We start from the raw sequence: 22,028 nt of genomic DNA, 5'->3' as shown, positions 1-22,028 counted from the left end.
ACGGGCCCGGAGCGGGTGGTGCGACGCCCCCGGACTACTCCGCGGGCTCCTCCGGCAACTCCACCGTGGTGGTCGCCTTGCCCACCGAGGTGTCGACGCCGTTGCCGGCCAGCAACTGCTCGAGCGCGGTCTTGGTGACCCGCCGGAACGCCCGGCGCGGGCGGGCCTGCTCCAGGGTGGCCACCTCCAGCTGGGAGACGCCGATCGTGCGCTTCTCCTTGTCGGCGCCCTCCGGGCCGGAGGCCTGCAGCGCCTGCACCGCGACGCCCACCGCCGAGCTCAGGTCCAGGCCCGGCTGGTAGGAGTCCTTCAGCGCGGCGACGATGGGCTCGGTGGTACCGCCCATCACCACGAACTCGCGCTCGTCGACGATCGCGCCGTCGAAGTTGATCCGGTACAGCACCGCCTCCGGCGACTGCTCCGGGTAGCCGACCTCGGCGACACAGATCTCCACCTCGAACGGCTTGAGCTGGTCGTTGAACACCGTGCCCAGCGCCTGCGCGTAGGCGTTGGCCAATGCCCGGCCGGTCACGTCGCGCCGGTCGTACTGGTAGCCGCGCAGGTCGGCCTGCAGGATGCCGCCGCGCCGCAGGCTCTCGAACTCGTTGTATTTGCCGACGGCGGCGAACCCGATGCGGTCGTAGAGCTCGCTCACCTTGTGCAGCGTGGCCGAGGGGTTCTCGGCCACGAACAGCACACCCTTGTCGTAGGTCAGCACGACGACACTGCGACCCCGAGCGATGCCCTTGCGCGCGAGCTCGGTCTTGTCGCGCATGATCTGCTCGGCCGAGGCGTAGTACGGCAGTGTCATGCGCCTGCACTCCCTTCCTGAGCCGCGGTGCGATCGGCGACGATCCCGCGGGCGATCTCCTCGAGCCTGCTCTCGGGCACCTCCAGGGCGCCCTCGGCGTCGATGACGACGGCCGTCGGGTAGATCCCGCGCAGCAGGTCCGGCCCGCCGGTGGCGGTGTCGTCGTCGGAGGCGTCGTAGAGCGACTCCAGGGCGATGCGCAGCGCCCGTGCCTGGTCGATCCCCTTGGCGTACAGCTTCTTCAGCGAGGTCTTGGCGAACATCGAGCCGGAACCGACCGCGGTGTAGCCGAACCGCTCCTCGCTGCGCCCACCGACGACGTCGTAGGACACGATGCGCCCGGCCCGATCCGGGTCACCGGCGCGCTCGTCGTACCCGACCAGCACCGGCACCACGGCCAGGCCCTGCAGGGCCGCGGGCAGGTTGTCGCGCACCATCTTCGACAGCTTGTTGGCCTTGCCGTCGAAGGTGAGCGGCACGCCCTCGATCTTCTCGTAGTGCTCGAGCTCGACCGCGAACAGCCGCACCAGCTCCACGGCCATGCCCGCGGTGCCCGCGATGCCCGCCGCCGAGAAGGTGTCGGTGATGTAGACCTTGTCCATGTCCCTGCTGGCCAACAGGTTTCCCTGGGTGGCCCGCCGGTCGCCGGCGATCAGCACGCCGCCGCGGTAGCTGACCGCGACAATGGTGGTGCCGTGCGGGGCGATGTCCTTCGCGCCGGTGCCACCGGAGGATCCGGTGGCACCGTCGAGAGCTGCGAACCTGTTGGGACCCAACAGTTCCGGCGCGAGCGCTCGTAGATGTTCGGTGAAAGAGGAAAGCGCGTGCCCCGGGTGGAGACGCATCGGGTCACCTGCTGTCACTGGCCGCCCTTCTGCACGTAGGCGCGGACGAAGTCCTCCGCATTCTCCTCGAGCACGTCATCGATCTCGTCGAGCAGGTCGTCGGTGTCCTCCGCCAGCTTCTCGCGACGTTCCTGACCCGCGGCCTCGGGACCGGCGGAACCCTCGTCCTCGTCGCCGCCTCCGGTGCGCTTGGTCTGCTCTTGTGCCATGGCAGCCGACCTCCTGTGTTCTCATCACGACCGGACCCAGGATCGGTGAGCACGGTTCCGGTCGTGCGCAATGTGCGTGCCCGTTCTTCAACACTACCCAGCCACCCCGACACCATGTCGGATCTGTGGCCTTTTGCCGGTCAGTGCGTCAGCTGCTCCACCAGTTCGGCGGCGCTGTCCACACCGTCGAGCAGCTTGCCGACATGGGACTTGGTGCCGCGGCGCGGCTCCAGGGTGGGGATGCGCACCAGCGAATCGCCGCCCAGGTCGAAGATCACCGAGTCCCAGCTCGCGGCGGCGATGTCGGCGCCGAAGCGGCGCAGGCACTCCCCGCGGAAATAGGCCCTGGTGTCGGTGGGCGGGTTGGTCATCGCATCGAGCACCTGCTGTTCGGACACCAGCCGCTTCATCGACCCGCGGGCGACCAGGCGGTTGTAGAGCCCCTTGTCCAGCCGCACATCGGAGTACTGCAGGTCCATCAGGTGCAGCTTGGGGGCGGCCCAGTTCAGTCCCTCGCGGCTGCGCATGCCCTCGAGCAGGCGCAGCTTGGCGGGCCAGTCCAGCAGGTTCGCGCATTCCATCGGGTCGCGCTCCAGCAGGTCGAGCACCATCGCCCAGTTCTCGAGGATGTCGCGGGCGCGCGGGTCGTCGTTGCCCTCGCGGTCCATGAACTTCGCGACCCGCTCGTGGTAGAGCCGCTGCAACGCCAGGCCGGTGAGTTCGCGGCCGTCGGCCATCGCCACCGCCACCCGCAGCGTCGGATCGTGACTGATCTGGTGCACCGCGGTGACCGGCCGGGCCAGCTGCAGGTCCGACAGGTCCTCCCCGGCCTCCACGAGATCCAGCACCAGCGCGGTGGTGCCGACCTTGAGGTAGGTCGACATCTCGGCCAGGTTGGCGTCCCCGATGATGACGTGCAGCCTGCGGTACTTGTCGGCGTCGGCGTGCGGTTCGTCGCGGGTGTTGATGATGCCGCGCTTGAGGGTGGTCTCCAGGCCGACCTCGACCTCGATGTAGTCGGCGCGCTGGGACAGCTGGAAGCCGGACTGGTCGCCGGACTGGCCGATGCCGACCCGGCCGGACCCGCAGATCACCTGCCGGGAGACGAAGAACGGCGTCAGACCCACGATGATCTGGTTGAACGGGGTGTCCCGGTTCATCAGGTAGTTCTCGTGGGTGCCGTAGGAGGCGCCCTTGCCGTCGACGTTGTTCTTGTACAGCTGCAGCCGCGGCGCGCCGGGCACACTGGAGGCGTGCCGGGCCGCGGCCTCCATCACCCGCTCGCCCGCCTTGTCCCAGATCACCGCGTCCAGCGGATCGGTGACCTCGGGGGCGGAGTACTCGGGGTGGGCGTGGTCGACGTAGAGCCGCGCGCCGTTGGTGAGGATCATGTTCGCGGCGCCGACCTCGTCGGCGTCGATCACCGGCGCCGGCCCGTTCATCCGGCTCAGGTCGAAGCCACGCGCGTCGCGCAGCGGCGACTCCACCTCGTAGTCCCACCGGGTGCGCCGTGCGCGCGGCACGCCCTCGGCCGCCGCGTACGCCAGAACCGCCTGCGTGGAGGTGAGGATCGGGTTGGCCGACGGCTCGGTGGGCGTCGAGATGCCGTATTCGACCTCGATTCCGATGATGCGCTGCATACCTCGAGCCTAGGCGACGCGCGCGGCGGCATCGGCCGCACCCGGTGCACCGGTGTCCTCCTCGGGGTGTAGCCGAATTCGTTCTCCCGGCTACATCGGTTCCTCCTCGCGGCGGATTCCCTCGCGCGCGCGAGGGCCGATAGTGGGTGGGTGACCGACCAGATCACCGATCAGGCGCGGGACCGGGCCCGCACCCCCGCGCCGGGCGGCCGCCTGCCCGCCCTCGACGTCCTGCGCGGCATCGCCATCCTCGGCACCCTCGGCACCAACATCTGGATCATGACCGATCCCGAGGGGCTCGTCGGCTACCTCGCCGGCTTCGGCGCCGCGGGCGCGGACTGGACCGAGCGGGTGCTCCAGCAGATCGCCCAGGGCAAGTTCCTCGGCCTCCTGACCATCATGTTCGGCATCGGCCTGGCCATCCAGCAGGCCTCGGCCGCCCGCGCGGGCAGACCGTGGCCGGGCAAGTACCCCTGGCGGGCGGGCCTGCTGTTCCTCGACGGCGTGCTGAACTTCGTGCTGGTCGCCGAGTTCGACGTGCTCATGGGGTACGCCGTCACGGGCCTGGTGGTGGCGTTCCTGCTCGCCACGAGCGACCGGGCTCGGCGCCGCTGGCTGATCGGCGCGGCGGCGGTGCATCTGGCGCTGCTCACCCTGGTCGCGGTGGCGATCGCCGCCGCACCGGCGGCCGAGCCCGCGGCGCGCGAGCCACTGGACCCGAACCCCTACGCCGACGGATCGTTCTGGGATCTGGTGGTGTTCCGGCTGGCGAACGCGGGCATGTTCCGGCTCGAACCGATCATCGTGTTCCCGATGTCGGTGGCGTTGTTCCTCGCCGGTGCGGCGTTGTTCCGGGCCGGGGTGTTCCGGCCGGAGGGCGCGCGAATCCGCAAGCGCCTCATGCTGCTCGGCGCGGTGGCGGCACCGGTCGACCTGGCCGCCGGTGTGTTCGTCGGCGGCGACGTGATCTTCCTGACCCGCTACGGCACCGCACCGCTCGTCGCGTTCGGCCTGCTCGCCCTGGTGGCCGAGTTCTACCTGCGCAGGCCGCGCGTCGGATTCGCCGGGCGCAGGCTCGGCGAGGTCGGCCGCACCGCGCTCTCGTGCTACATCCTGCAGAACCTGGTGGCCTCGGCACTGTGCTACGGCTGGGGCCTCGGGCTGGCGGCACGGGTGGACCCGGCGGCGCGCGTGCCGTTCACGGTCGGAATGTACCTGCTGGTCAGCCTGATCATCGTGGTGGCGGCGCACCTGTGGCTACGCCGCTTCGAGCGCGGGCCGGTGGAGTGGTTCTGGCAGGTGAGCTACCGGCGGCTGTCCGGCGACCGCTGAAGCGGCGCAACCGATTCTGGCTCGGCGCTGCCACCGGCTCGCCGAAACGACCTCCGCGGACGAGGCCGGGCGGATATTCTCGGGCGGTGGGGCCGACACCCGGCCCACCGGTGCGGCAGCGTGCGGGAGCGTCGGATGGAGAACACCCTGGTCGTCGACGAAAAGCCGCGCTGGGCAACAGCTTTGCTGCGGCCGGGCATTCTCGCCTTCGGTGGGCCGATCGAGCCCACCGCACTGCACGCCCACCACACCGTCCAGATGCTCGTCGCCCGTACCCCGGTGACGGTGATGGACGCCGGCGGCGTGCGGCACCAGGGCACCCGGGTGATCGTGCCCGCGGACGCGCCCTACCGGATCGAATCCGCCGCCGAGGGAGCGACGCTGTATCTCGATCCGGAGACCGCGGCCGGTGCCGCCGCCGCGGCGGATGCCCATCGCGGCGGCTGGGCCCACGACCGCGACCCGCTGCCCGCCACCCTGCTGAATTCCCCCATCGCCGAACAGGTGGCGGCCATCGTGCACGCCCTGCGCGCGACGCCACCGGCCCCGCCGCATCGCCACGCCGCGGTCACCGAGGCGCTGCACCTGCTGCCCTCGCTGGTGCTCGACCGCACCGTCCGCGGCGCCGACGTCGCCAAGCGGGTCGGCCTCTCCCCCGGCCGCCTGTCCCACCTGTTCACCGAGCAGGTCGGAATCCCGCTGCGCCCCTACATTCTCTGGCTGCGCCTGCGAATCGCCGTCGCCCGCTTCCGCTCCGGCGACGACCTCGCCACCGCCGCCCAGGCCGCGGGCTTCGACAACGGCACCGACCTCACCCGCACCTGCCGCCGCACCTTCGGCCTCTCCCCCACCGCCCTCCACCATGCCGCCCACTGGGATCTGGGCGACGACCTGCGCTGAACCGAGCGGCACACCGGCGGCAGGACCGGCCTACCGCAGGCCCGCCTGCTCCCGCACGGTCGCGCGCAGGTGGTAGCGGGCGCCGATGGCGCGCAACACCTGCCGCACGACGGGCGGCGCCCATGCGGCGGCCGGGTCCTCGATCACCTCGGGGTCGACGAGGGTGAGTGTGCGGCCGGTGCGGCGCAGCTCGAATCGTCCGGCCGCGCGCACGTTCTTCAACCAGTCGACGCCGGGGCCGTAGGTCAGCGCGATCCGGTAGACCGGGCCGTCGGCGAAGGCCAGCACGGGTGTCTCGTAGGTGCGGCCGGAGCGGCGGCCGCGATGCACCACCACCGCGGCCGGGGGGACGCGACCGGCGACCGGTCTGGCCGCCGGATTGGTGAGGTGCCGGTTGAGGGTGGCCAGGGAGCGTGGCAGAACCATGTCGTCCTCTCCGCCGAGTGGAAGCCGGCGCCGCCCAATCTACTCCGGATCGACGCGTCGCTCAGCTCGAGGACGCCATCGACGCCGCCCAGGCCCCGAAGGCGCCCGGATTGCGGGTCTGCAGCAGCACCCGGCCCGGACCGACGAAGTCGAAGACGAAACCCTCGCCGGATTTCAGGGACTGGATGGAGCGTCCCGACACGGCCCGGCGGATGGTGAAGTTCATCGCCAGGTCGTAGGCGACGACGTGGCCGGTGTCGATGGTGATCGGCTCGCCCGGCTGCAGATCGATGACGTCGATGGCGCCGAACACACCGACGACCACCTCGCCCTCGCCGTGGGCGCGCAGACCGAAACCGCCCTCGCCGCCGAACAGGTTCGCGAACCCGCCCCATTTGCTCTCCACGGTCACGCCGTAGGAGTTGGCGATCCAGCCGCCGCGGCTGATGAAGTACGGGCGGTCCGGGGTGATCGCGAGATTCAGCATGTCGCCGGGCAGGGCGGGTGCCACGTCCACCCAGCCGCCCTGCGGCGGTGCGGTGAAGGTGGAGACGAAGAACGACTCACCGGCCAGCACCGAGCGCTTCAACCCGGCCAGGATGCCGCCTTCGGCCTTGGCCTGCAGGGTGACGCCGGCCGAATGCGCGAGCATGGCGCCGCTCTCGACCCGCATCGGCTCCCCGCCCGCGAGGAAGCAGCGGGCGACGGTCGAGGCGGGATTGTGGCGCAGGTGTACCTTCATGGACCGCGACATTACCGCGCGGGCGACCCGGGCAGGGCTGCCCGCGCGGCCCTCAGCCCAGTGTGCGCAACGCCTCGTCGCTGCGCGCCAGCACCGCGCCGCCGTCGGCGGTGAGCACGATCGGGCGCTGGATCAGCCGTGGTTCGGCCACCAGCGCCTCGATCCAGCGCTCCCGGTCGGCCGGAGTGCGGCCCCAGTCGGCCATGCCCAGGTCCTTGGCGGCCTGTTCGCCGGTGCGGGTGATGTCCCAGGGCTCGGCGCCGAGGCGGGCGAGCACGGCGCGCAGTTCCTCGGCGGTCGGCGGGTCGTCGAGGTAGCGGCGCACGGTGTAGTCCACGCCCGCCTCGTCGAGGTAGGCGGTGGCGTTGCGGCTCTTGGAGCAGCGCGGATTGTGCCAGATCTCGGTGTGACCACTCGTCATGTCACCAGGTAACCACGCCGCCGCGCGGCCGGGGAACGGGACCCCGCCGGACGCGACGAGGCCGCGCCCCCGAACGGGAGACGCGGCCTCGATCGGTCGGCCTACAGGTACTGGCCGGTGTTCGACTCGGTGTCGATGGCCCGGCTCGCACTGGCGTTCTTGCCGGTGACCAGCGTGCGGATGTAGACGATGCGCTCGCCCTTCTTGCCCGAGATCCGCGCCCAGTCATCGGGATTCGTGGTGTTGGGCAGGTCCTCGTTCTCGGAGAACTCGTCCACGATCGAATCGTAGAGATGCTGGATGCGCAGGCCCGGGCTGCCCGTCTCGAGCACCGACTTGATCGCGTACTTCTTGGCGCGATCGACGATGTTCTGGATCATGGCGCCGGAGTTGAAGTCCTTGAAGTACAGGACTTCCTTGTCACCGTTGGCGTAGGTGACCTCCAGGAAGCGGTTGTCCTCGCTCTCGGCGTACATCCGGTCCACGACCCGCTCGATCATGGCGCGCACGCAGGCGGCCTTGTCGCCGCCGAACTCGGCCAGGTCGTCGGCGTGCAGCGGCAGATCCTCGGTGAGGTACTTGGAGAAGATGTCCTGCGCCGACTCCGCGTCCGGACGCTCGATCTTGATCTTCACATCGAGGCGGCCGGGCCGCAGGATGGCCGGGTCGATCATGTCCTCGCGGTTGGACGCACCGATCACGATGACGTTCTCGAGGCCCTCCACGCCGTCGATCTCCGACAGCAGCTGCGGCACCACGGTGGTCTCCACGTCCGACGAGACGCCCGAGCCGCGGGTGCGGAAGATCGAGTCCATCTCGTCGAAGAACACGATCACCGGGGTGCCCTCGGAGGCCTTCTCGCGGGCCCGCTGGAAGATGATCCGGATGTGGCGCTCGGTCTCGCCCACGAACTTGTTCAGCAGCTCGGGGCCCTTGATGTTCAGGAAGAACGACTTGGCTTCCTTGGCATCCTCACCGCGCGCCTCGGCGATCTTCTTGGCCAGCGAGTTGGCCACCGCCTTGGCGATCAGCGTCTTACCGCAGCCGGGCGGGCCGTAGAGCAGCACGCCCTTGGGCGGGCGCAGCTCGTACTCGCGGAACAGGTCCTTGTGCAGGAACGGCAGCTCGACCGCGTCCCTGATCTGTTCGATCTGCCTGCCCAGGCCGCCGATGTCGCTGTAGTCGACGTCGGGCACCTCCTCGAGCACCAGATCCTCGACCTCGGCCTTGGGGATGCGCTCGAAGGCGAATCCGGCCTTGGTGTCGACCAGCAGGGAGTCGCCGGGACGCAGCTTGCGCACGGGCGAATCGGGATCGTCGAGGTCGTCCTCCTCGGCGACCTTGGCCAGCGGACCCGCCAGCCAGACGACCCGCTCCTCGTCGGCGTGCCCGACCACGAGGGCGCGGCGGCCGTCGTCGAGGATCTCGCGCAGCGTGCCGATCTCACCGACCGCGTCGTACTCGTTCGCTTCCACGACGGTCAGCGCCTCGTTCAACCGGACGGTCTGACCGTAGGAGAGCGTGGACGTGTCGATGTTCGGCGAGCAGGTCAACCGCATCTTGCGACCCGAAGTGAACACGTCGACCGTCTGATCGTCGTACACGCCGATCAGGATGCCGTATCCGCTGGGCGGCTGACCCAGCCGATCGACCTCCTCGCGCAGCGCCACCAGTTGCTGGCGCGCTTCCTTGAGGGTGTCCATCAGCTTGGTGTTGCGAATGGTCAGCGAATCGATGCGGGCTTCCAATTCACGTGTGCGATCCGGCGAATCGGCGAGTTGCCTTCGGAGTGCAGCCGCCTCGGCGCGTACCGCCTCGAGCTCTCTCCAGGCCGCCGAATCCGAATTCTCGATGGGGCTCATGTGCTGCTCCTCCCAGTCCCGGTCTATCAACGCTACCGGGCGCGAACCGTTCTCGCTTTCCGACATTGTTTCGTCGTGATCACATCTGTGCTGCGATCGGCGGCCGAGCAACCATGTTAGCCTCCCCTAACCCGGCCGAGGAGGGAATCCTCGGCATCGAGCCGAAAGGTTGCTGAACATGCTCCTTCCCGCCAAGTCCCTGCGCTTGTGCGTCGCCACCGCCGCGGCGGCCCTCGCCCTCACCGCCGGCCTGGCCGGCTGTTCGGACGACGAGTCCTCCGACACCGCCGCGACCAGCACCAGCGCGGCCGCCACCAGCGCGGCGGCCACCTCCTCCGCGAGCGGTGATCACGACCACGCCGCCCCGACCGCCGAGGAGCTGCAGGGCACGCTGACCCTGTTCGCGGATCCGGCCAAGACCACCGCCGACAAGACCGCGGTCGTGGTGGACGGCGACAAGCGCGCCGCCAACATCGACACGATGAACCAGGTCCTCGGCGGCTACGGGCCGCTGACCTTCGCGATCAGCGACATCAAGACCGAGGGCGAATCCGCGACCGCTCAGGTCGTCATCACCTCCCCGCACGGTGTCGCCCCCGCCATGCCGCTGACCTGGCAGCACGAGGACGACAAGTGGAAGATCTCGGACGCGAGCGCCTGCACGCTGCTGGCCTTCGCGCAGGCTCCCTGCACGCCGTGATCACCGGCGCGCCCGCGTGTGATCGTTCCCCGTCCACCGGCGGGTGAAACGCACGCGGGCGCAGCCGTCCCACGGGCTGGACGGCGTGGACGCGCCGCGACCGTCTCACCCCTTGGACGGGCGCCGCTGCGGTTTGGGAGTGACCACGCCCTCGGCCAGGCGCCGGGCGCTGACCAGGAACGCCGTATGCGCCTGCATCCGGTGCTCGGGCCGCACCGCCAGCCCCACCACGTGCCAGGGCCGCACCATCGACTCCCACGAGCGCGGCTCGGTCCAGCACTCCTGCTCCCGCAGCGCCTCGACCACCTTCGACAACTGGGTGACCGTCGCCACATAGACGATCAGCACACCGCCCGGCACCAGTGCCCCGGCCACGGTCGGCAGGGCGTCCCACGGGGCGAGCATGTCCAGCACCACCCGGTCCACCGGCTCGCCGCTGTACTCGGCGACATCGCCGACGGTCAACGACCAGTTGGCGGGCCGTTCGCCGAAGAACCGCTCCACGTTGCGCACGGCGTGCTCGGCGTGGTCCTCGCGGATCTCCCAGGAGAGCACCTCACCCTCGGGCCCGACCGCGCGCAGCAGCGAACAGGTCAGCGCGCCCGAACCCGCCCCCGCCTCGAGCACCCGGGCGCCGGGGAAGACATCGCCCTCGTGCACGATCTGCGCGGCGTCCTTGGGATAGATCACCGCCGCGCCGCGCGGCATGGACAGCACGTAGTCGACCAGCAGCGGACGCAGCGCCAGGTACGGCGTGCCGTTGGTGGAGTTGACCACGCTGCCCTCGTCGGCGCCGATCAGGTCGTCGTGCTTGATCGCGCCGCGATGGGTGTGGAACTCCTTGCCGGGCTCGAGGATCACCGTGTGCAGGCGACCCTTCGCGTCGGTCAGCTGCACCCGGTCCCCGATGGCGAATGGCCCGGTCCGTCTGGCCGTCATGTAACTCCGTTCCGTGCTGGTTTCTGCTGGTTTCTGCTGGTCTACGCAGGGTCCGCGCAGGTCTGTCAGGGGTGTGCCCCGTGTGCACCGTCGGTGTCGGTGCCGCCGGATAGCCTGCCAGGTATGTCAGCGCCCGTGTCCACACCCCCTGCCACGGGGGCCGCGCAGCCCGCGCCCGCCGCGCCGGAGCCCGCGCGCAGGCCCGCGCTCTCGCCCTCCCGGGCAATGGATTTCAAGCAGTGCCCGTTGAAGTACCGGCTGCGCGCCATCGACCGCATCCCCGAGCCGCCCTCGCGGCACGCCGTGCGCGGCACGGTGGTGCACGCGGTGCTCGAGGATCTCTACGGTCTGCCCGCTGCCGAGCGCGGCCGCGACCGGGCGGCGGCGTTGATCGAACCGGCGTGGGCGCGGGTGCTGGCCGAACGGCCGGAGATCGCCGAGCTGGTCGCCGAAGACGGGCCCGCGGCCTTCCTGGCCGAGGTCGCCGCGCTGGTCGACACCTACTACCGGCTCGAGGACCCGACCCGTTTCTCGCCGGAGTCACGGGAGGCGCGGGTGGAGGTGGAGCTCGGTGACGGCGTGCTGCTGCGCGGGTTCGTCGACCGCATCGATGTCGCCCCCACCGGTGAGCTGCGGGTGGTCGACTACAAGACCGGCCGCGCGCCGGGCCCCGCGCAGGAGACCAAGGCGCTGTTCCAGCTCAAGTTCTACGCCCTGGTCGTGCTGCGCACCCGCGGCATCCTGCCCGCCCAGCTGCGGCTGATCTACCTGGCCGACGGCCAGATCCTCACCTACGCGCCCGATGCCGAGGAACTCGACCGCTTCGAGCGCACCCTGGCCGCGCTCTGGACGGCGATCCGGGAGGCGGGCCGCACCGGCGAGTTCCCGCCGAGCACCAGCTGGTTGTGCGGGTACTGCGACTACAAGCCGCTGTGCCCGGCCTACGGCGGCACGCCGCCGGAGTATCCCGGCTGGCCCGAGACGGTCGGCGAGTCCCCGGACGAGACACTGGCCGAGTCGGTCGCCGACTGAGCGGCGGCAACCGGCGGTGCGCCGCCGACGCCACCCCGCTCAGACGGTGAAGTTCCGGAACAACAGGATCGACAGGCCGAGGCCGGCAACGAGATTCACCACCACCGCGGAACCGAACACCGCGATCGGGCGCCAGCCCGCCGCGCGCAGGCCGCGCGGCGAGAACTCCAGGCCGATCGAGACGAACGCCAGGATCAGGAACCACGTGCGCAGGTCGTTGACGATGGCGATGTGCGCCGAGCCGGTCGCCTTGTCCACCGCGGCGAGGTAGAGCGTGCCGATCACCGAGGCGGCCACGAAGCCGAGCACGAACTTCGGGAACCGCTGCCAGAACTGCCGCGCCGACGGCCTGGCCGCCCCCGCCACCCGCTCGATCCGGAGGGTGAAATAGGCGGTCAGCGCGATCGCCACCACGCCGATGAGCGCGTTCTGGGTGGTCTTGACGATCGTGGCGATCTGGAGCGTCCCCTCCCCCGCGATCGCACCCGAGGCCGCGACCGCCGCGGTGGTGTCGATGTTGCCGCCGATCCACGCACCCGCCACCGCGTCGGACAGACCGAACAGGCCGGCCAGCCACGGCAGCAGGAAGATCGAGGGCAGCGCGAAGATGATCACCAGCGATGCCGCGTAGGCGATCTGCTCCCGGCGCGCCTGCACCGCACCCGCCGCCGCGATCGCCGCGCTCACCCCACAGATCGACACCGCCGAGGACAGCAGCGCGCGCAACCTGTCGTCGAGCCCGAGCCTGCCGCCGAACCACCACGTGAACCCGAACACGACGGTGATCAGCAGCAGCGCCTGCACGATGGCGGGGCCGGCCGCGGTGACCAGGATCTTCAGATTGATGGAGGCGCCGAGCAGCACCACGCCGGTCTTGATGAAGAACTCGGTGCGGAACCCGGCCGAAAGCCGCTCGCGCAGGCCCAGTTTCGTCAGGATCGCCGCACCGGCGAGCCCGAGCGCGATCGCGTACACCGGGTACTCGATCGACTTGGCCACCCGCTGCGCGGGGGTGCCGTCGGCCCACCGCGGCACCTGCGTCTCGAAGAACCGGGTCAGCGCCCCCAGCACGAGCACCACCGCCACCCCGGCGACGATCCCGCGCCACGTCGTGGTCGAATCCTGGCGTACCGCATCGGTTTCCGAAGTCACCGGCGTGCCGGCGCGCGCGTCGAGCTCGGCCATCACGGCACCAGCCAATCCGGGATCGCCCCGAGCAGGACGAGCGCGAGCAGGGTCAGCCCGACGACGGCGGCGAGCCAGTCCTCGTTCCAGGTGAAGGTGCTCTCCGGCGGCTCGCCGGGGGAATGCTGTGACACGGTGTGCTCCTCGGGGTCCTCATCGAGGGGCGCACCGTATCAACGCCGAGCCGACAGCCACACCGGTTGCGAACAGCCTGAATCGATCCGTTGACCCAGGGTGGCGGCGCGGTTTGTCGTGGGCGGTCAGAACGCGCGGCAGGAGCGGATGTCGGTGGCCAGGATCGCCTTGGCGCCGAGGTCGGCCAGCCGATCCATCACCGAATTGCCCTTGCCGCGCGGTACCAGCGCGCGCACCGCGACCCAGCCCTCGTCGGCCAGCGGAGAGACCGTCGGCGACTCCAGGCCGGGGGTGATCTGCACCGCCTGGTCGAGCAGTTCCTTGGGGCAGTCGTAGTCCAGCATCAGGTACTGCTGGGCGAACACGACACCCTGGATACGGGCGACGAGCTGGTTGCGGGCGCGGTCGTCGCGGTCGGCTCCGACCCGCTCGACGAGCACCCCCTCCGAGTCGCACAGCGTCTCGCCGAAGGCGACCAGGTTGTGCTGGCGCAGCGTGCGGCCCGAACCCACCACGTCGGCGATGGCGTCGGCGACGCCGAGCTGGATGGAGATCTCCACCGCGCCGTCGAGCCGGATGACCTCGGCCTCGATGCCGCGGCGGCGCAGGTCGCTCAGCACCAGGTTCGGATAGGAGGTGGCGATCCGCTTGTCGTAGAGGTCCTCGACCTTCCACTCCCGACCGGCCGGCGCGGCGTAGCGGAAGGTGGAGCGGCCGAAGCCGAGCGCGAGCCGCTCCTGCACCGGTGCGCCGGAATCCAGCGCCAGGTCACGGCCGGTGATACCGAGGTCGAGCTCGCCGGAGCCGACGTAGACGGCGATGTCCTTCGGACGCAGGAAGTAGAACTCGACCTGGTTCTCCGGGTCGAGCACGCTCAGGTCGCGGGAGTCGGTGCGCTTGCGGTACCCGGCCTCGCTCAGGATCGAGGTCGCGGATTCGGACAGTGCGCCTTTGTTGGGGACTGCGACGCGCAGCATGACGGGTCCTTTCGGGAGAGTGTGGGAAGCGGAGGGCGGGACCGTCACAGATGTCGGTACACGTCCTCGAGCTTCAACCCCCGCCCGACCATCAGCACCTGCACCCAGTACAGCAGCTGGGAGATCTCCTCGGCCAGCGACTCGTCGCTCTCGTGTTCGGCGGCCAGCCACACCTCGCCGGCCTCCTCGAGCACCTTCTTACCCTGGGCATGCACGCCGGCGTCCAGGGCGGCCACGGTGCCGGATCCCTCGGGGCGGGTGGCGGCACGGTCCTGCAGCTCGGCGAACAGGGTTTCGAAAGTCTTCACGGGGGGTCATTCTCTCAGACCCCGGCAGCGCGGCGACGATCGGCCGCCACCGGTCGGGGACCGGCGGCGGCCGTCGGCGGTCAGTGGGCGTCGGGCTCGAGCAGCTCGGCCAGTTCGGCCACCGCGGTGCGCAGGTGTCCGGCGAACGCGTGCATCTGGTCGGCGACCGCCGCCGGGGTGGCCAGGTAGAGATTCCAGCGGTCCGGCAGCAGCACGTAGGCGATGCCGATGCAGCGCGAGCTGGTGGAACCGAACCCGAAGTACTCGATGTTGACCGAGGGCGCGGAGCTCGTGCTCAGGTAGTCGTCGCGCATGATCGTCCAGCCGGGGCTGTCGTAGAGCGCGATCGGCTCGGTGACCCCCAGCTCGGCGCCGCGGCGCCGCTGGATCCACTGCAGCTCCCACAGGTGCTGTTCGGGGGCGTCGCCGGCCTGGCACTGTTTGGCCCGCGCCACGTGGGCGTCGGCGGCGGTGCGGGCGGCAGCCAGCCGGGTGGCGCGGTCGGCGGTGCCGTCCTGCATGGCGTCGACGAAGGCGATCATCTCCGGGGTGACCACCCGCATGGCCTCGGTGCGGCCGTTGCGGTACTGCCGGGTGGCGATGGACTCGTAGGTCGCCCCGGTGAGCCCTTTGCTGCGCCGGTGCGCCAGCTGGTAGCTCAGCTGGGCGAAGGCGTCCGGGGAGATGCCGAGCCGCTTGGCGCGGGTGGTGCCGAAATCGGGGAAAGACACCGTGGTGGTGGCGTTCGCGGCGGCGTACTCGGCGAAATCCTGTGCCGCGGCGGCGATCCGGGCCCGCAGATCGGTGTTCAGCACGAACTCGATCGGCTCCACCGCGGGCAGGCCCTGCGGTTGCGCGCCCGCCGATTCGGCGTGCGCGGCGGCGCGGGTCTCGAGCAGGGTGTCGACGAACGACAGGATGGTGGTGCCGTCGAGCCCGCAGTGCTCGACGTTGATGCCCGCGCTGCCGTCGGCGAAGACGATGAACGACACCGACTTGTCGAACCACCGGTTGCCGCTGTCGCCGTGCAGCAGCTGGTCACAGGCGTGCAGCTGGTCGCGCGGGGCGACGTCTTCCAGGCAGAGGCAGAACAGCGCGGTCTCGATGGTGTCCAGCGCGGCGACGTTGGCGGGTTCGGCACGCAGGGCCGCGCGGTCGGCCGCCCAGTCCGCGCGCGCCTCGGTGGTGAGGTGGCCGACGGCGGTATCGGTGGGGGCGGCCTTGGCGCCCGCCTTGAGCACGGCACGCAGGCCGTCGGCCAGGTCGTCGAGCGAGTACGGCACGCCGCCCGGGCCGAGCACATCGAGACGGAAGGCGTTGCCGCGGTGGAACACCACGATGTGGCGTTCCTGGGAGTGGCCGGGCCAGTCGTCGCTGTAGGGCACCCGCACGGTGTCCTGCTCGACGCCCGGGATGCGGGTCTCGGAGAACAGGTACTTGTTCTGCCACATCGACAGCCGCTGCCCGCGCTGGGTGGCGGGTGGGATCTCCTCGCGGTCGAGGGCGAGCTTGTAGTCGACCGCGGCCAGGACGATGGCCGCCGCGCGCGCGACCTGATCGGCGGGGGTGGAGGTCGCCAGCGCGGTGTCGTCGCGGAAGAGGAAGAAGAAGTTCGCGTTCAGCGCGATCCGGTCGCGGCGGCCCAGGTAGCGCGACGGCCAGAACTGGTCGAGCCAGCTGCCGACGCCGGGGGTGGCGTCGTACTCCGCCAGCGCCGCGTGCAGGGTGCGGCCGGGCCCACCGGGACGCAGCAGCTCGTCCACCGCGGCCCGGGTCGTGGCGAGTTCCTCGGCGGTGAGCAGCGGCGAACACCACTGCAGGAAGCGTTCGCAGCTGGCCTCCAGCGTGGGCAGCGGTACCCGGGGCAGGTGGTCCTCGGCGGCGAAGGTGCGTTCGGTCAAGTCGGTTTCCTCGAGGTCGGGGGTGGGAACGGGCTCAGGCGCGGGCGGCGGGATCGGGCCGCGAGACGAACAGGCTCGCGTACAGCCATCCTTCGCTCTCGTGGCCCCGGGTGTCGATCCCGTGATCGGCCAGCGTGGCCAGCACGTGATCGCGCTCGGCCGGTGCGGCGAAGCGGCGCTGCCGGAACAGGCCTGGCACCTGTTCGGTGCGGTAGCCCAGCGCGTCGAGTTCCGCGGCGATCGGCCCGAAATCGAACATGCGCAGCACGAAGTGCGCCATCCAGGGTCGCCGCCGCGGATGTGCGGTGGCGACCCGGACCAGGGTCTTCTCGGTGACGTAGCCGATGCAGCCGGTGGACACGACCAGATCGGCCCGCGCGAGCAGGGCGCGCTGGTCGTCGGTGGGATCGGCCGCCTCCAGGTCGGCGTGCACGACCTCGTGCAGCAGGCCGGCCGCGGCGGCGTAGTCCAGCGCGGGCCGGGAGGCGTCGACGCCGAGGAAGCGCACCCCGGGCCAGGCGTCGTACTCGGTGAGCCGGGCACGGTCGCGGGCGGCGAGCGCGGCGGGGTCGAGATCACCCGCGCCGGCGTAGTGGGCGGCGAGGTCGGCGATGGTGGTGTCGAACCGCAGCAGCGCGGCGTTCACCCCGTAGGAGCAGCCGATGTCGAGCACGGTGGGAGTGTCGGTGCGGGCCGAGGCGCGATACTCCCGGATCTGCTGCTCGAAGAACGGTTTCGCCAGTTCCGGTATCCGATAGTCCAGGGCGGACATCCGGGTGTAGTACGCGCGGGGATCGGGACGGTCGTAGATGTCGTCGAAGGAGGCTTTCCCGGTGGTGTGTAACGGCACTGGCACGTGTCTTCGTTTCCTCTCGGGTCGGGAACTTGCTCAGTCGAGTAATCGGTCGCCGCGCACGGCCTCGGCCGCGGCGAGATGGTCCGGCAGGACCCGCCCGAACAGCTGACGGGTGCGTTCCACGGTGCCGATCACACCGGGACGGTCGGTGTAGGCGAAGATCGCCGAATGCCGTTGGGTGACACCGGAAACCGGTGTCACGCGGTGCAGCGAGAAGCGGCCCTGGAACAGTTGCAGGTCGCCGGGGCGCAGCTCCAGCCTGCGCACCAGGCGCTCCCCGGTCCCGGTCAGCACCGCGCGCACGTCGTCGAAGCGTTCGTCGTGCGGGGTACGGATGCCGGGGCAGTATTCGAAGACGCCGCCCTCGTCGGGCAGCTGGGTGAGCATGCTGACGGTGAACTCGTTGGTGTCGAAGTGCCAGGGGTGCGACATGCCCGGCGCCACCACGTTCAGGCACAGCCCGGCCAGCGGGTCGGCGTATTCGTGCAGCCGCTCCAGGCCGAAGCAGTCCGCGACGAACCGCTGGAAGCAGGGATCGGTGTAGAGGCGGTGGATGAGCGCGTCGGCGGGGATCCGGTCGCGGGGGACGAAGGCGTTGCCGCGATCGAGCACGATCCGGCCGGGATGTTCCGGCGGCAGCTCGGTGTCGAGCGGGATGTTGTAGGCGTTGACCCGCTCGGTGCGGTAGTAGGCGTGCGGGGCCATCGCCGCACCCTGGGCGCGCAGGGTCTCGACCAGTTCCGGGCGGATGAACTCCCGCAGCACCGTGCACCCGTCCGCGGCCAGTTCGGCGCGCGCGGTCGCCACCGCCTCCTCCCATTGCCTGCCGCCCGGCATCCCCAGCGGATACCGTGCGGTGTCGACGATTTCGTCCAACACGCCGGTGGCTGTCATGGCGTCATTCTGGGGCACGGCGTGTCGGACACGCCCGGGATTCACCGAAGATCACCGGTGAAGACGATCACAGCGACAACGGCTCAGTTGTGTTGCCGCACAGTAATTTCCGCCTGGAATTGGACGTGGTCACGCCACGCGGCGCAGTGCCTGGTGCAGGTGGTCGACGGTGAGCCCGATCAACGACTCGCGCAGCACGCGGCCGGGACCGTCGGGCACGGGCACCTCACAGGGCACCACGATGACGGCGCACCCCGCGGCGGTGGCGGCACGGGCGCCGGTGGGCGAATCCTCCACGGCCACACAGTGTCGCGGGTCGACGCCGAGTAGTTCGGCGGCCCGCAGGTAGGGATCGGGGGCGGGCTTGCCCTCCGCGACTTCGTCACCGCAGACCGAGACGTCGAAGTGGTGGCGGCCGAGGGTGTCGAGGCCGAACTCGGTGAGCGAGCGGATCGTGTTGGTCACCAGCGCGCTGGGCAGACCGGCCGCGCGTACCAGCGCGAGCGCGTCCGCCGCGCCGGGCCGCCACGGGATGGGGCCGGTCATCAGGTCACCGACACGGCGCTCGAGAAAGTCGGCGGCCTCGCGCAACGCCTCGGTCGTCGGATCCACCCCCAGCCCGTCGAACAGGATGCGCAGCGCGTTCGGTCCCGACGCCCCGACCAGCGCGTGCCGCACCTCGTCGGTCATCTCGGTACCCAGCTCCACCGCGAGCTCGCGCACCGCGATGTCCCACAGCTTCTCCGAATCCAGCAGCGTCCCGTCCATATCCCACAGGACCGCGGCGAGTCGCCCCGTCATCCGTCGCCTCTCCCTCGTTTCCGGGACCACCCCGGCGCCCCCACCCTATCGACCGCCGCCGCGCCGAAGCCGCCGCGCCGGCGCGGCGGTGTCGGCCGTCACACGGCGCGTCCGCCGGTGTCGGCGTACCGGCGCAGGCGCGCCACACAGGGTTGGCAGCGCCCTTGCTCCAGGGCGGCTGTGGGGCTGCCGCGCTTCCGGTGTCGCGGTTCGACCGGGCCGGGATGCGGGATGTCAGGTCGTCGGGGCGTAGCGCAGGATGGCTGCGGCGGCGCCGCCGCCGGGCATGTCGTCGGATCGGACGGCCAGCACCCGGCCGTCGGCCTGGATGACGCGGCGGCAGATCTCGTCCACGACGCCGGGCGCGCCGTCGGCGGACGCGTCACCGACGGTGAGCTCGCCGCCGGCGGAGATCGAGCCGGGCACGGTCGCGTCGATGTCGACCAGCAGCGTGTCCACCATGCCGAAGGTGGCGGCGCGCGCGATGTCGGCCAGATCGGTGGCGGCACGGCCCTCGCCGACCCGCTGATCGAACAGTTCCCGCACGGCGGTGAGCTGGTCGGCGTAGTACTTGTCGAGCAGCTCGCGCGCCCGGGCGCCGAGTTCGGCATCGGTGAGCTGTTCGGGGTTGCCCGGCATCGACTCGTCCAGCAACTCCGGATAGCTGTTGACCGAGCGGTACAGCGAATCGATCGGCTCGGTGGCGGCCAGGATCAACGGCACGCCGCGACCGGCCAGCACATCCCGCAGCGCGCGATCGATGGCCCTGGCGTACTGCCGCACGCGCAGCTTGCGGCCCTCGGTGCCCTGGATGCGGCGCTTCGGCGCGCGGCCGCTGAGCGAGCTCTTGCCCGCGTGGTCCGCCGCGCTCTCGGGCAACTCGGGCACCCGCACCTCCGCGGCGCCGCCGTCACCGCTCACCTCCACCAGCCGCACCGAACCTTCGGCGAGAGCCAGCACGAAGGCCGTCTGCGGGAAGGTGGTGGCACGCAGCAGTGGCTTGATGTGAAAGCGGTCCCCGACGAACACGCCGGCGGACAGCCGGTTGGGCACCCGGTAGGTGCGCACCCGGTCCGGGGTGCCGAGGACCACCAGCGACGTGGATTGCCACCGCCAGAACTCGTCGTCGTCGATCAGGTCGTCGAACTCCTCCGCCAGAGCCGCGCGGGCCGCGCGGTCCTCGACCCGGTCCAGCGCCGCCCGCGCCTGGTTCGAGAAGGCGATCCGGTTGGCATCGGGTGCCGCGGTGTCGATCTCCGTCGGGGTGTAGAGCGTCACGCTCCACGGGGTGGTCTCCGCGACCAGCCGCTGGATTTCGCCGCGCGTCGGAATATCGGTGTGCAACATCTGCCCTCCAAGCCTGGTGCCGTCGAGCTCTCGTCCACTGCCGCGGGTTCGCCGCGCCCCCGCCCCGCCGTCGACCGGCGGATGGTCGTGCTGCCATCCCGACGATACCCGCGCACCCCGCCGGACGATCCGGGTTCGCCGCTTACAGGCCCGAGCCGGCGATGCGGGTGCGGCCGTCGTCGGTGCTCACCCGGATCCAGCGGTTTTCGCTGGTGACGGTGCCGTCGGCCGTGGTGTAGGTCAGGGCGACGGTGGCGGTGTCGGGCCCGGTGGGCGTGACCGCGTCGACGCGGACCGACCGGATCGAGGACCAGAACCTGGAGTAGGCCCCGAATCCGCCGGTCTGGGCCTGATAGGCGGGGGTGAGCTGGGACCAGGCGCCGGCGATGTCGCCGGGGAGCATCCCGTAGTAGGTGCGGGCGAAGCTCGCCGCGTCCGCCGGTGGCGGCGTCGTCGTCGTGGTCGGCGCCGTGGTCGTAGCGGTCGTGGTCGTCGTCGTCGTGGACGGTGCCGGGGGCTCGGGCTGGGGTGCGCCGCCGCCGGGGCCGGGTTCGGGGCGGCAGACGGGGTCGCGACCGGTGGGGCGGCGGTGTCGTCGGCGCCGTCCCGGTCGCGGGTGGCCAGCAGCAGCCCGGCGAGGGCGAGCACGGCCACCGCGGCGATGGCGACCAGCAGCAGGGTGGGACGGCGCGCGCCGCCCGCCTCGGCGGGACGCGCCGGAGCCGGGGCGGTCCCGGGCGCGGCGGACACCGGGCCGGGATGTGCGGCCGGCCCGCGACGCGGACCGGACCCGGGTGCCGGTGCGGGACGCGCGCCCGCACCGGACCAACCCACCCCGGACGACCCGGTCGCGGCGGAGCCGGAACCGAACACCGCGGTCGAGTCCGCCCCCGGGGTCGGCATCACCCTGGTCGCGGCGGGCGCCGCCGCCAGTGCCGGGGTACGCCCGGCGGCCACATCGGCCAGCGCGCGGGCGGCCTCCGGCATGCTGGGCCGGGCCGCCGGATCGGCCGCGAGCAGCCGCATCAGCACCGGCGCAAGCGGTCCGGCCCGGCGGGGCGGCGGTATCTCGCCGCGGGCCACCGCGTGCAGGACGGCCAGCGGGTTGTCTCCCTCACCGAACGGGGGCGCGCCCTCCACGGCCGCGTACAGCGTCGCGCCGAGCGCGAAGACGTCCGACGCGGGCGAGGGATCCTCCCCCCGTGCCACCTCGGGCGCGAGGTAGGCGGGGGTACCGGCGAGAAAGCCGGTCGCCGTCACCGTGACGTCGCCGACCGCCCGCGAGATACCGAAATCGGTGATCTTCACGGTGCCGTTGCCGACCAGCAGGTTCGCCGGCTTCACGTCCCGGTGCATGATCCCGGCGGCATGCGCGGCGGCCAACGCGGCGGCGGCCTGCGCGCCGATGTCGGCCACCTGATGCGGCGGCAACGTGCGCCCGCCCGCGATCTCGGCGGCCAGACTCGGCGCGGGCATGTACTCCATCACCAGCCACGGCTGGCCGTCCTCCTCGGCCACATCGAAGACGGTGATGGCGTGCGGATGGTGCAGCCGGGCGGCGATGCGGCCCTCGCGCATGGCACGTTGCTTCGCATCCTGCGCCTGCTCCCGGGTGAGACCCGGCGCCAGCAACAACTGCTTGACCGCGACCACCCGCTGCAATCGCTCGTCGGTGGCGCGCCACACCACGCCCATCGCGCCGGTGCCGATCCGCTCGGCCAGCCGATACCGTCCAGCGATCAACCGGTCCGCCGTCATGTGGTCG

The 22,028-nt window shown here is 71.1% G+C and carries 23 protein-coding genes; 4 read left to right on the top strand and 19 right to left on the bottom strand.

The window, feature by feature from the left end; all coding sequences use genetic code 11:
- Nucleotides 1-34 precede the first annotated feature (34 nt).
- The 4 genes from prcA to dop all read right to left on the bottom strand — a co-directional run bounded on the left by prcA (nucleotide 35) and on the right by dop (nucleotide 3,505).
- Entirely contained in the window at nucleotides 35-811 is a 777-nt protein-coding gene (gene prcA / locus AMO33_RS04370) for a proteasome subunit alpha (protein WP_060590681.1), read from the bottom strand.
- Complete coding sequence (gene prcB / locus AMO33_RS04365; protein ID WP_050768060.1) at nucleotides 808-1,656, bottom strand: proteasome subunit beta; 849 nt, start codon at nucleotides 1,654-1,656, stop codon at nucleotides 808-810. The genes prcA and prcB overlap by 4 nt, the downstream gene beginning before the upstream one ends.
- 14 nt (nucleotides 1,657-1,670) lie before the next feature.
- Nucleotides 1,671-1,865, bottom strand: a complete 195-nt coding sequence (locus AMO33_RS04360) for a ubiquitin-like protein Pup (RefSeq protein WP_011209705.1) — start codon at nucleotides 1,863-1,865, stop codon at nucleotides 1,671-1,673.
- Between the two features lie 140 nt (nucleotides 1,866-2,005).
- Nucleotides 2,006-3,505: a depupylase/deamidase Dop gene (dop, locus tag AMO33_RS04355; RefSeq protein WP_011209706.1), complete on the bottom strand. Its 1,500-nt coding sequence runs from the start codon at nucleotides 3,503-3,505 to the stop codon at nucleotides 2,006-2,008.
- A gap of 150 nt (nucleotides 3,506-3,655) precedes the next feature.
- Here dop and AMO33_RS04350 point away from each other — a divergent pair, with 150 nt between their 5' ends.
- Both AMO33_RS04350 and AMO33_RS04345 read left to right on the top strand, forming a co-directional pair.
- Entirely contained in the window at nucleotides 3,656-4,837 is a 1,182-nt protein-coding gene (locus AMO33_RS04350; RefSeq protein ID WP_011209707.1) for a DUF418 domain-containing protein, read from the top strand.
- Between the two features lie 135 nt (nucleotides 4,838-4,972).
- Entirely contained in the window at nucleotides 4,973-5,737 is a 765-nt protein-coding gene (locus tag AMO33_RS04345) for an AraC family transcriptional regulator (protein WP_060590679.1), read from the top strand.
- Nucleotides 5,738-5,767: 30 nt separating this feature from the next.
- Here the strand turns inward: AMO33_RS04345 and AMO33_RS04340 are convergent, their stop codons facing one another.
- The 4 genes from AMO33_RS04340 to arc all read right to left on the bottom strand — a co-directional run bounded on the left by AMO33_RS04340 (nucleotide 5,768) and on the right by arc (nucleotide 9,188).
- The gene (locus AMO33_RS04340) at nucleotides 5,768-6,163 is read right to left on the bottom strand and encodes a nitroreductase family deazaflavin-dependent oxidoreductase (RefSeq protein WP_060590677.1); all 396 of its coding nucleotides are present in this window, start codon (nucleotides 6,161-6,163) and stop codon (nucleotides 5,768-5,770) included.
- Between the two features lie 61 nt (nucleotides 6,164-6,224).
- Complete coding sequence (locus tag AMO33_RS04335) at nucleotides 6,225-6,905, bottom strand: TIGR00266 family protein (protein WP_041560189.1); 681 nt, start codon at nucleotides 6,903-6,905, stop codon at nucleotides 6,225-6,227.
- Nucleotides 6,906-6,957: 52 nt separating this feature from the next.
- Nucleotides 6,958-7,326 carry an arsenate reductase family protein gene (locus tag AMO33_RS04330; protein WP_011209711.1) on the bottom strand — a complete coding sequence of 123 codons (369 nt, stop codon included), beginning with the start codon at nucleotides 7,324-7,326 and terminating at the stop codon, nucleotides 6,958-6,960.
- A gap of 101 nt (nucleotides 7,327-7,427) precedes the next feature.
- On the bottom strand, nucleotides 7,428-9,188 hold the full coding sequence (gene arc / locus AMO33_RS04325) for a proteasome ATPase (protein ID WP_011209712.1): 1,761 nt from the start codon (nucleotides 9,186-9,188) through the stop codon (nucleotides 7,428-7,430).
- Nucleotides 9,189-9,366: 178 nt separating this feature from the next.
- Between arc and AMO33_RS04320 the strand changes: the two genes are divergently transcribed.
- Nucleotides 9,367-9,888, top strand: coding sequence for a hypothetical protein (locus AMO33_RS04320; protein ID WP_060590676.1), 522 nt, complete (start codon nucleotides 9,367-9,369; stop codon nucleotides 9,886-9,888).
- A 105-nt stretch (nucleotides 9,889-9,993) separates the two neighbouring features.
- Here the strand turns inward: AMO33_RS04320 and AMO33_RS04315 are convergent, their stop codons facing one another.
- On the bottom strand, nucleotides 9,994-10,827 hold the full coding sequence (locus tag AMO33_RS04315) for a tRNA (adenine-N1)-methyltransferase (RefSeq protein ID WP_060590674.1): 834 nt from the start codon (nucleotides 10,825-10,827) through the stop codon (nucleotides 9,994-9,996).
- A gap of 123 nt (nucleotides 10,828-10,950) precedes the next feature.
- Between AMO33_RS04315 and AMO33_RS04310 the strand changes: the two genes are divergently transcribed.
- Nucleotides 10,951-11,859: a RecB family exonuclease gene (locus AMO33_RS04310; protein ID WP_076573417.1), complete on the top strand. Its 909-nt coding sequence runs from the start codon at nucleotides 10,951-10,953 to the stop codon at nucleotides 11,857-11,859.
- A 39-nt stretch (nucleotides 11,860-11,898) separates the two neighbouring features.
- On the opposite strand, the gene AMO33_RS04305 is transcribed toward AMO33_RS04310, so the two are convergent.
- From AMO33_RS04305 to AMO33_RS04265, 10 genes are all read right to left on the bottom strand, one after another.
- Nucleotides 11,899-13,044 (bottom strand): YeiH family protein, encoded by a 1,146-nt coding sequence (locus tag AMO33_RS04305; protein WP_107103082.1) that lies wholly within the window; start codon nucleotides 13,042-13,044, stop codon nucleotides 11,899-11,901.
- Complete coding sequence (locus tag AMO33_RS32485; RefSeq protein ID WP_255266247.1) at nucleotides 13,044-13,178, bottom strand: hypothetical protein; 135 nt, start codon at nucleotides 13,176-13,178, stop codon at nucleotides 13,044-13,046. The genes AMO33_RS04305 and AMO33_RS32485 overlap by 1 nt, the downstream gene beginning before the upstream one ends.
- A 126-nt stretch (nucleotides 13,179-13,304) precedes the next feature.
- The gene (gene hisG / locus AMO33_RS04300; protein ID WP_011209717.1) at nucleotides 13,305-14,156 is read right to left on the bottom strand and encodes an ATP phosphoribosyltransferase; all 852 of its coding nucleotides are present in this window, start codon (nucleotides 14,154-14,156) and stop codon (nucleotides 13,305-13,307) included.
- Nucleotides 14,157-14,200: 44 nt separating this feature from the next.
- Nucleotides 14,201-14,464, bottom strand: a complete 264-nt coding sequence (locus AMO33_RS04295; protein ID WP_011209718.1) for a phosphoribosyl-ATP diphosphatase — start codon at nucleotides 14,462-14,464, stop codon at nucleotides 14,201-14,203.
- A gap of 80 nt (nucleotides 14,465-14,544) precedes the next feature.
- Entirely contained in the window at nucleotides 14,545-16,365 is a 1,821-nt protein-coding gene (locus AMO33_RS04290) for a choline/carnitine O-acyltransferase (protein ID WP_060590672.1), read from the bottom strand.
- Nucleotides 16,366-16,399: 34 nt separating this feature from the next.
- Nucleotides 16,400-17,221, bottom strand: a complete 822-nt coding sequence (locus AMO33_RS04285) for a class I SAM-dependent methyltransferase (RefSeq protein ID WP_060590671.1) — start codon at nucleotides 17,219-17,221, stop codon at nucleotides 16,400-16,402.
- A 33-nt stretch (nucleotides 17,222-17,254) separates the two neighbouring features.
- Nucleotides 17,255-18,115: a HalD/BesD family halogenase gene (locus tag AMO33_RS04280; protein WP_060590669.1), complete on the bottom strand. Its 861-nt coding sequence runs from the start codon at nucleotides 18,113-18,115 to the stop codon at nucleotides 17,255-17,257.
- A 129-nt stretch (nucleotides 18,116-18,244) separates the two neighbouring features.
- Nucleotides 18,245-18,916 (bottom strand): HAD family hydrolase, encoded by a 672-nt coding sequence (locus tag AMO33_RS04275; RefSeq protein WP_011209722.1) that lies wholly within the window; start codon nucleotides 18,914-18,916, stop codon nucleotides 18,245-18,247.
- Nucleotides 18,917-19,150: 234 nt separating this feature from the next.
- The gene (locus AMO33_RS04270; RefSeq protein WP_060590667.1) at nucleotides 19,151-20,263 is read right to left on the bottom strand and encodes a baeRF11 domain-containing protein; all 1,113 of its coding nucleotides are present in this window, start codon (nucleotides 20,261-20,263) and stop codon (nucleotides 19,151-19,153) included.
- A gap of 240 nt (nucleotides 20,264-20,503) precedes the next feature.
- Entirely contained in the window at nucleotides 20,504-22,021 is a 1,518-nt protein-coding gene (locus AMO33_RS04265) for a serine/threonine-protein kinase (RefSeq protein ID WP_261307337.1), read from the bottom strand.
- Nucleotides 22,022-22,028 lie beyond the last annotated feature (7 nt).

The sequence above is a fragment of the Nocardia farcinica genome (assembly GCF_001182745.1).
Classification (GTDB): domain Bacteria; phylum Actinomycetota; class Actinomycetes; order Mycobacteriales; family Mycobacteriaceae; genus Nocardia; species Nocardia farcinica.
Note: the sequence above shows the minus strand (reverse complement) of the source record. Positions and strands in the feature narration are given on the sequence as shown.

Bases quoted from the DNA above. Each gene is read 5' to 3' on its own strand.
- arc (WP_011209712.1), bottom strand. From the start codon at position 9,188: ATGAGCCCCATCGAGAATTCGGATTCGGCGGCCTGGAGAGAGCTCGAG.
- AMO33_RS04265 (WP_261307337.1), bottom strand. From the start codon at position 22,021: ATGACGGCGGACCGGTTGATCGCTGGACGGTATCGGCTGGCCGAGCGG.
- AMO33_RS04280 (WP_060590669.1), bottom strand. From the start codon at position 18,115: ATGACAGCCACCGGCGTGTTGGACGAAATCGTCGACACCGCACGGTAT.
- AMO33_RS04330 (WP_011209711.1), bottom strand. From the start codon at position 7,326: ATGACGAGTGGTCACACCGAGATCTGGCACAATCCGCGCTGCTCCAAG.
- AMO33_RS04315 (WP_060590674.1), bottom strand. From the start codon at position 10,827: ATGACGGCCAGACGGACCGGGCCATTCGCCATCGGGGACCGGGTGCAG.
- AMO33_RS04320 (WP_060590676.1), top strand. From the start codon at position 9,367: ATGCTCCTTCCCGCCAAGTCCCTGCGCTTGTGCGTCGCCACCGCCGCG.
- AMO33_RS04270 (WP_060590667.1), bottom strand. From the start codon at position 20,263: ATGTTGCACACCGATATTCCGACGCGCGGCGAAATCCAGCGGCTGGTC.
- AMO33_RS04345 (WP_060590679.1), top strand. From the start codon at position 4,973: ATGGAGAACACCCTGGTCGTCGACGAAAAGCCGCGCTGGGCAACAGCT.
- AMO33_RS04310 (WP_076573417.1), top strand. From the start codon at position 10,951: ATGTCAGCGCCCGTGTCCACACCCCCTGCCACGGGGGCCGCGCAGCCC.
- AMO33_RS04335 (WP_041560189.1), bottom strand. From the start codon at position 6,905: ATGAAGGTACACCTGCGCCACAATCCCGCCTCGACCGTCGCCCGCTGC.
- prcA (WP_060590681.1), bottom strand. From the start codon at position 811: ATGACACTGCCGTACTACGCCTCGGCCGAGCAGATCATGCGCGACAAG.
- AMO33_RS04275 (WP_011209722.1), bottom strand. From the start codon at position 18,916: ATGACGGGGCGACTCGCCGCGGTCCTGTGGGATATGGACGGGACGCTG.
- AMO33_RS04305 (WP_107103082.1), bottom strand. From the start codon at position 13,044: ATGGCCGAGCTCGACGCGCGCGCCGGCACGCCGGTGACTTCGGAAACC.
- AMO33_RS04360 (WP_011209705.1), bottom strand. From the start codon at position 1,865: ATGGCACAAGAGCAGACCAAGCGCACCGGAGGCGGCGACGAGGACGAG.
- AMO33_RS04340 (WP_060590677.1), bottom strand. From the start codon at position 6,163: ATGGTTCTGCCACGCTCCCTGGCCACCCTCAACCGGCACCTCACCAAT.
- prcB (WP_050768060.1), bottom strand. From the start codon at position 1,656: ATGCGTCTCCACCCGGGGCACGCGCTTTCCTCTTTCACCGAACATCTA.
- hisG (WP_011209717.1), bottom strand. From the start codon at position 14,156: ATGCTGCGCGTCGCAGTCCCCAACAAAGGCGCACTGTCCGAATCCGCG.
- dop (WP_011209706.1), bottom strand. From the start codon at position 3,505: ATGCAGCGCATCATCGGAATCGAGGTCGAATACGGCATCTCGACGCCC.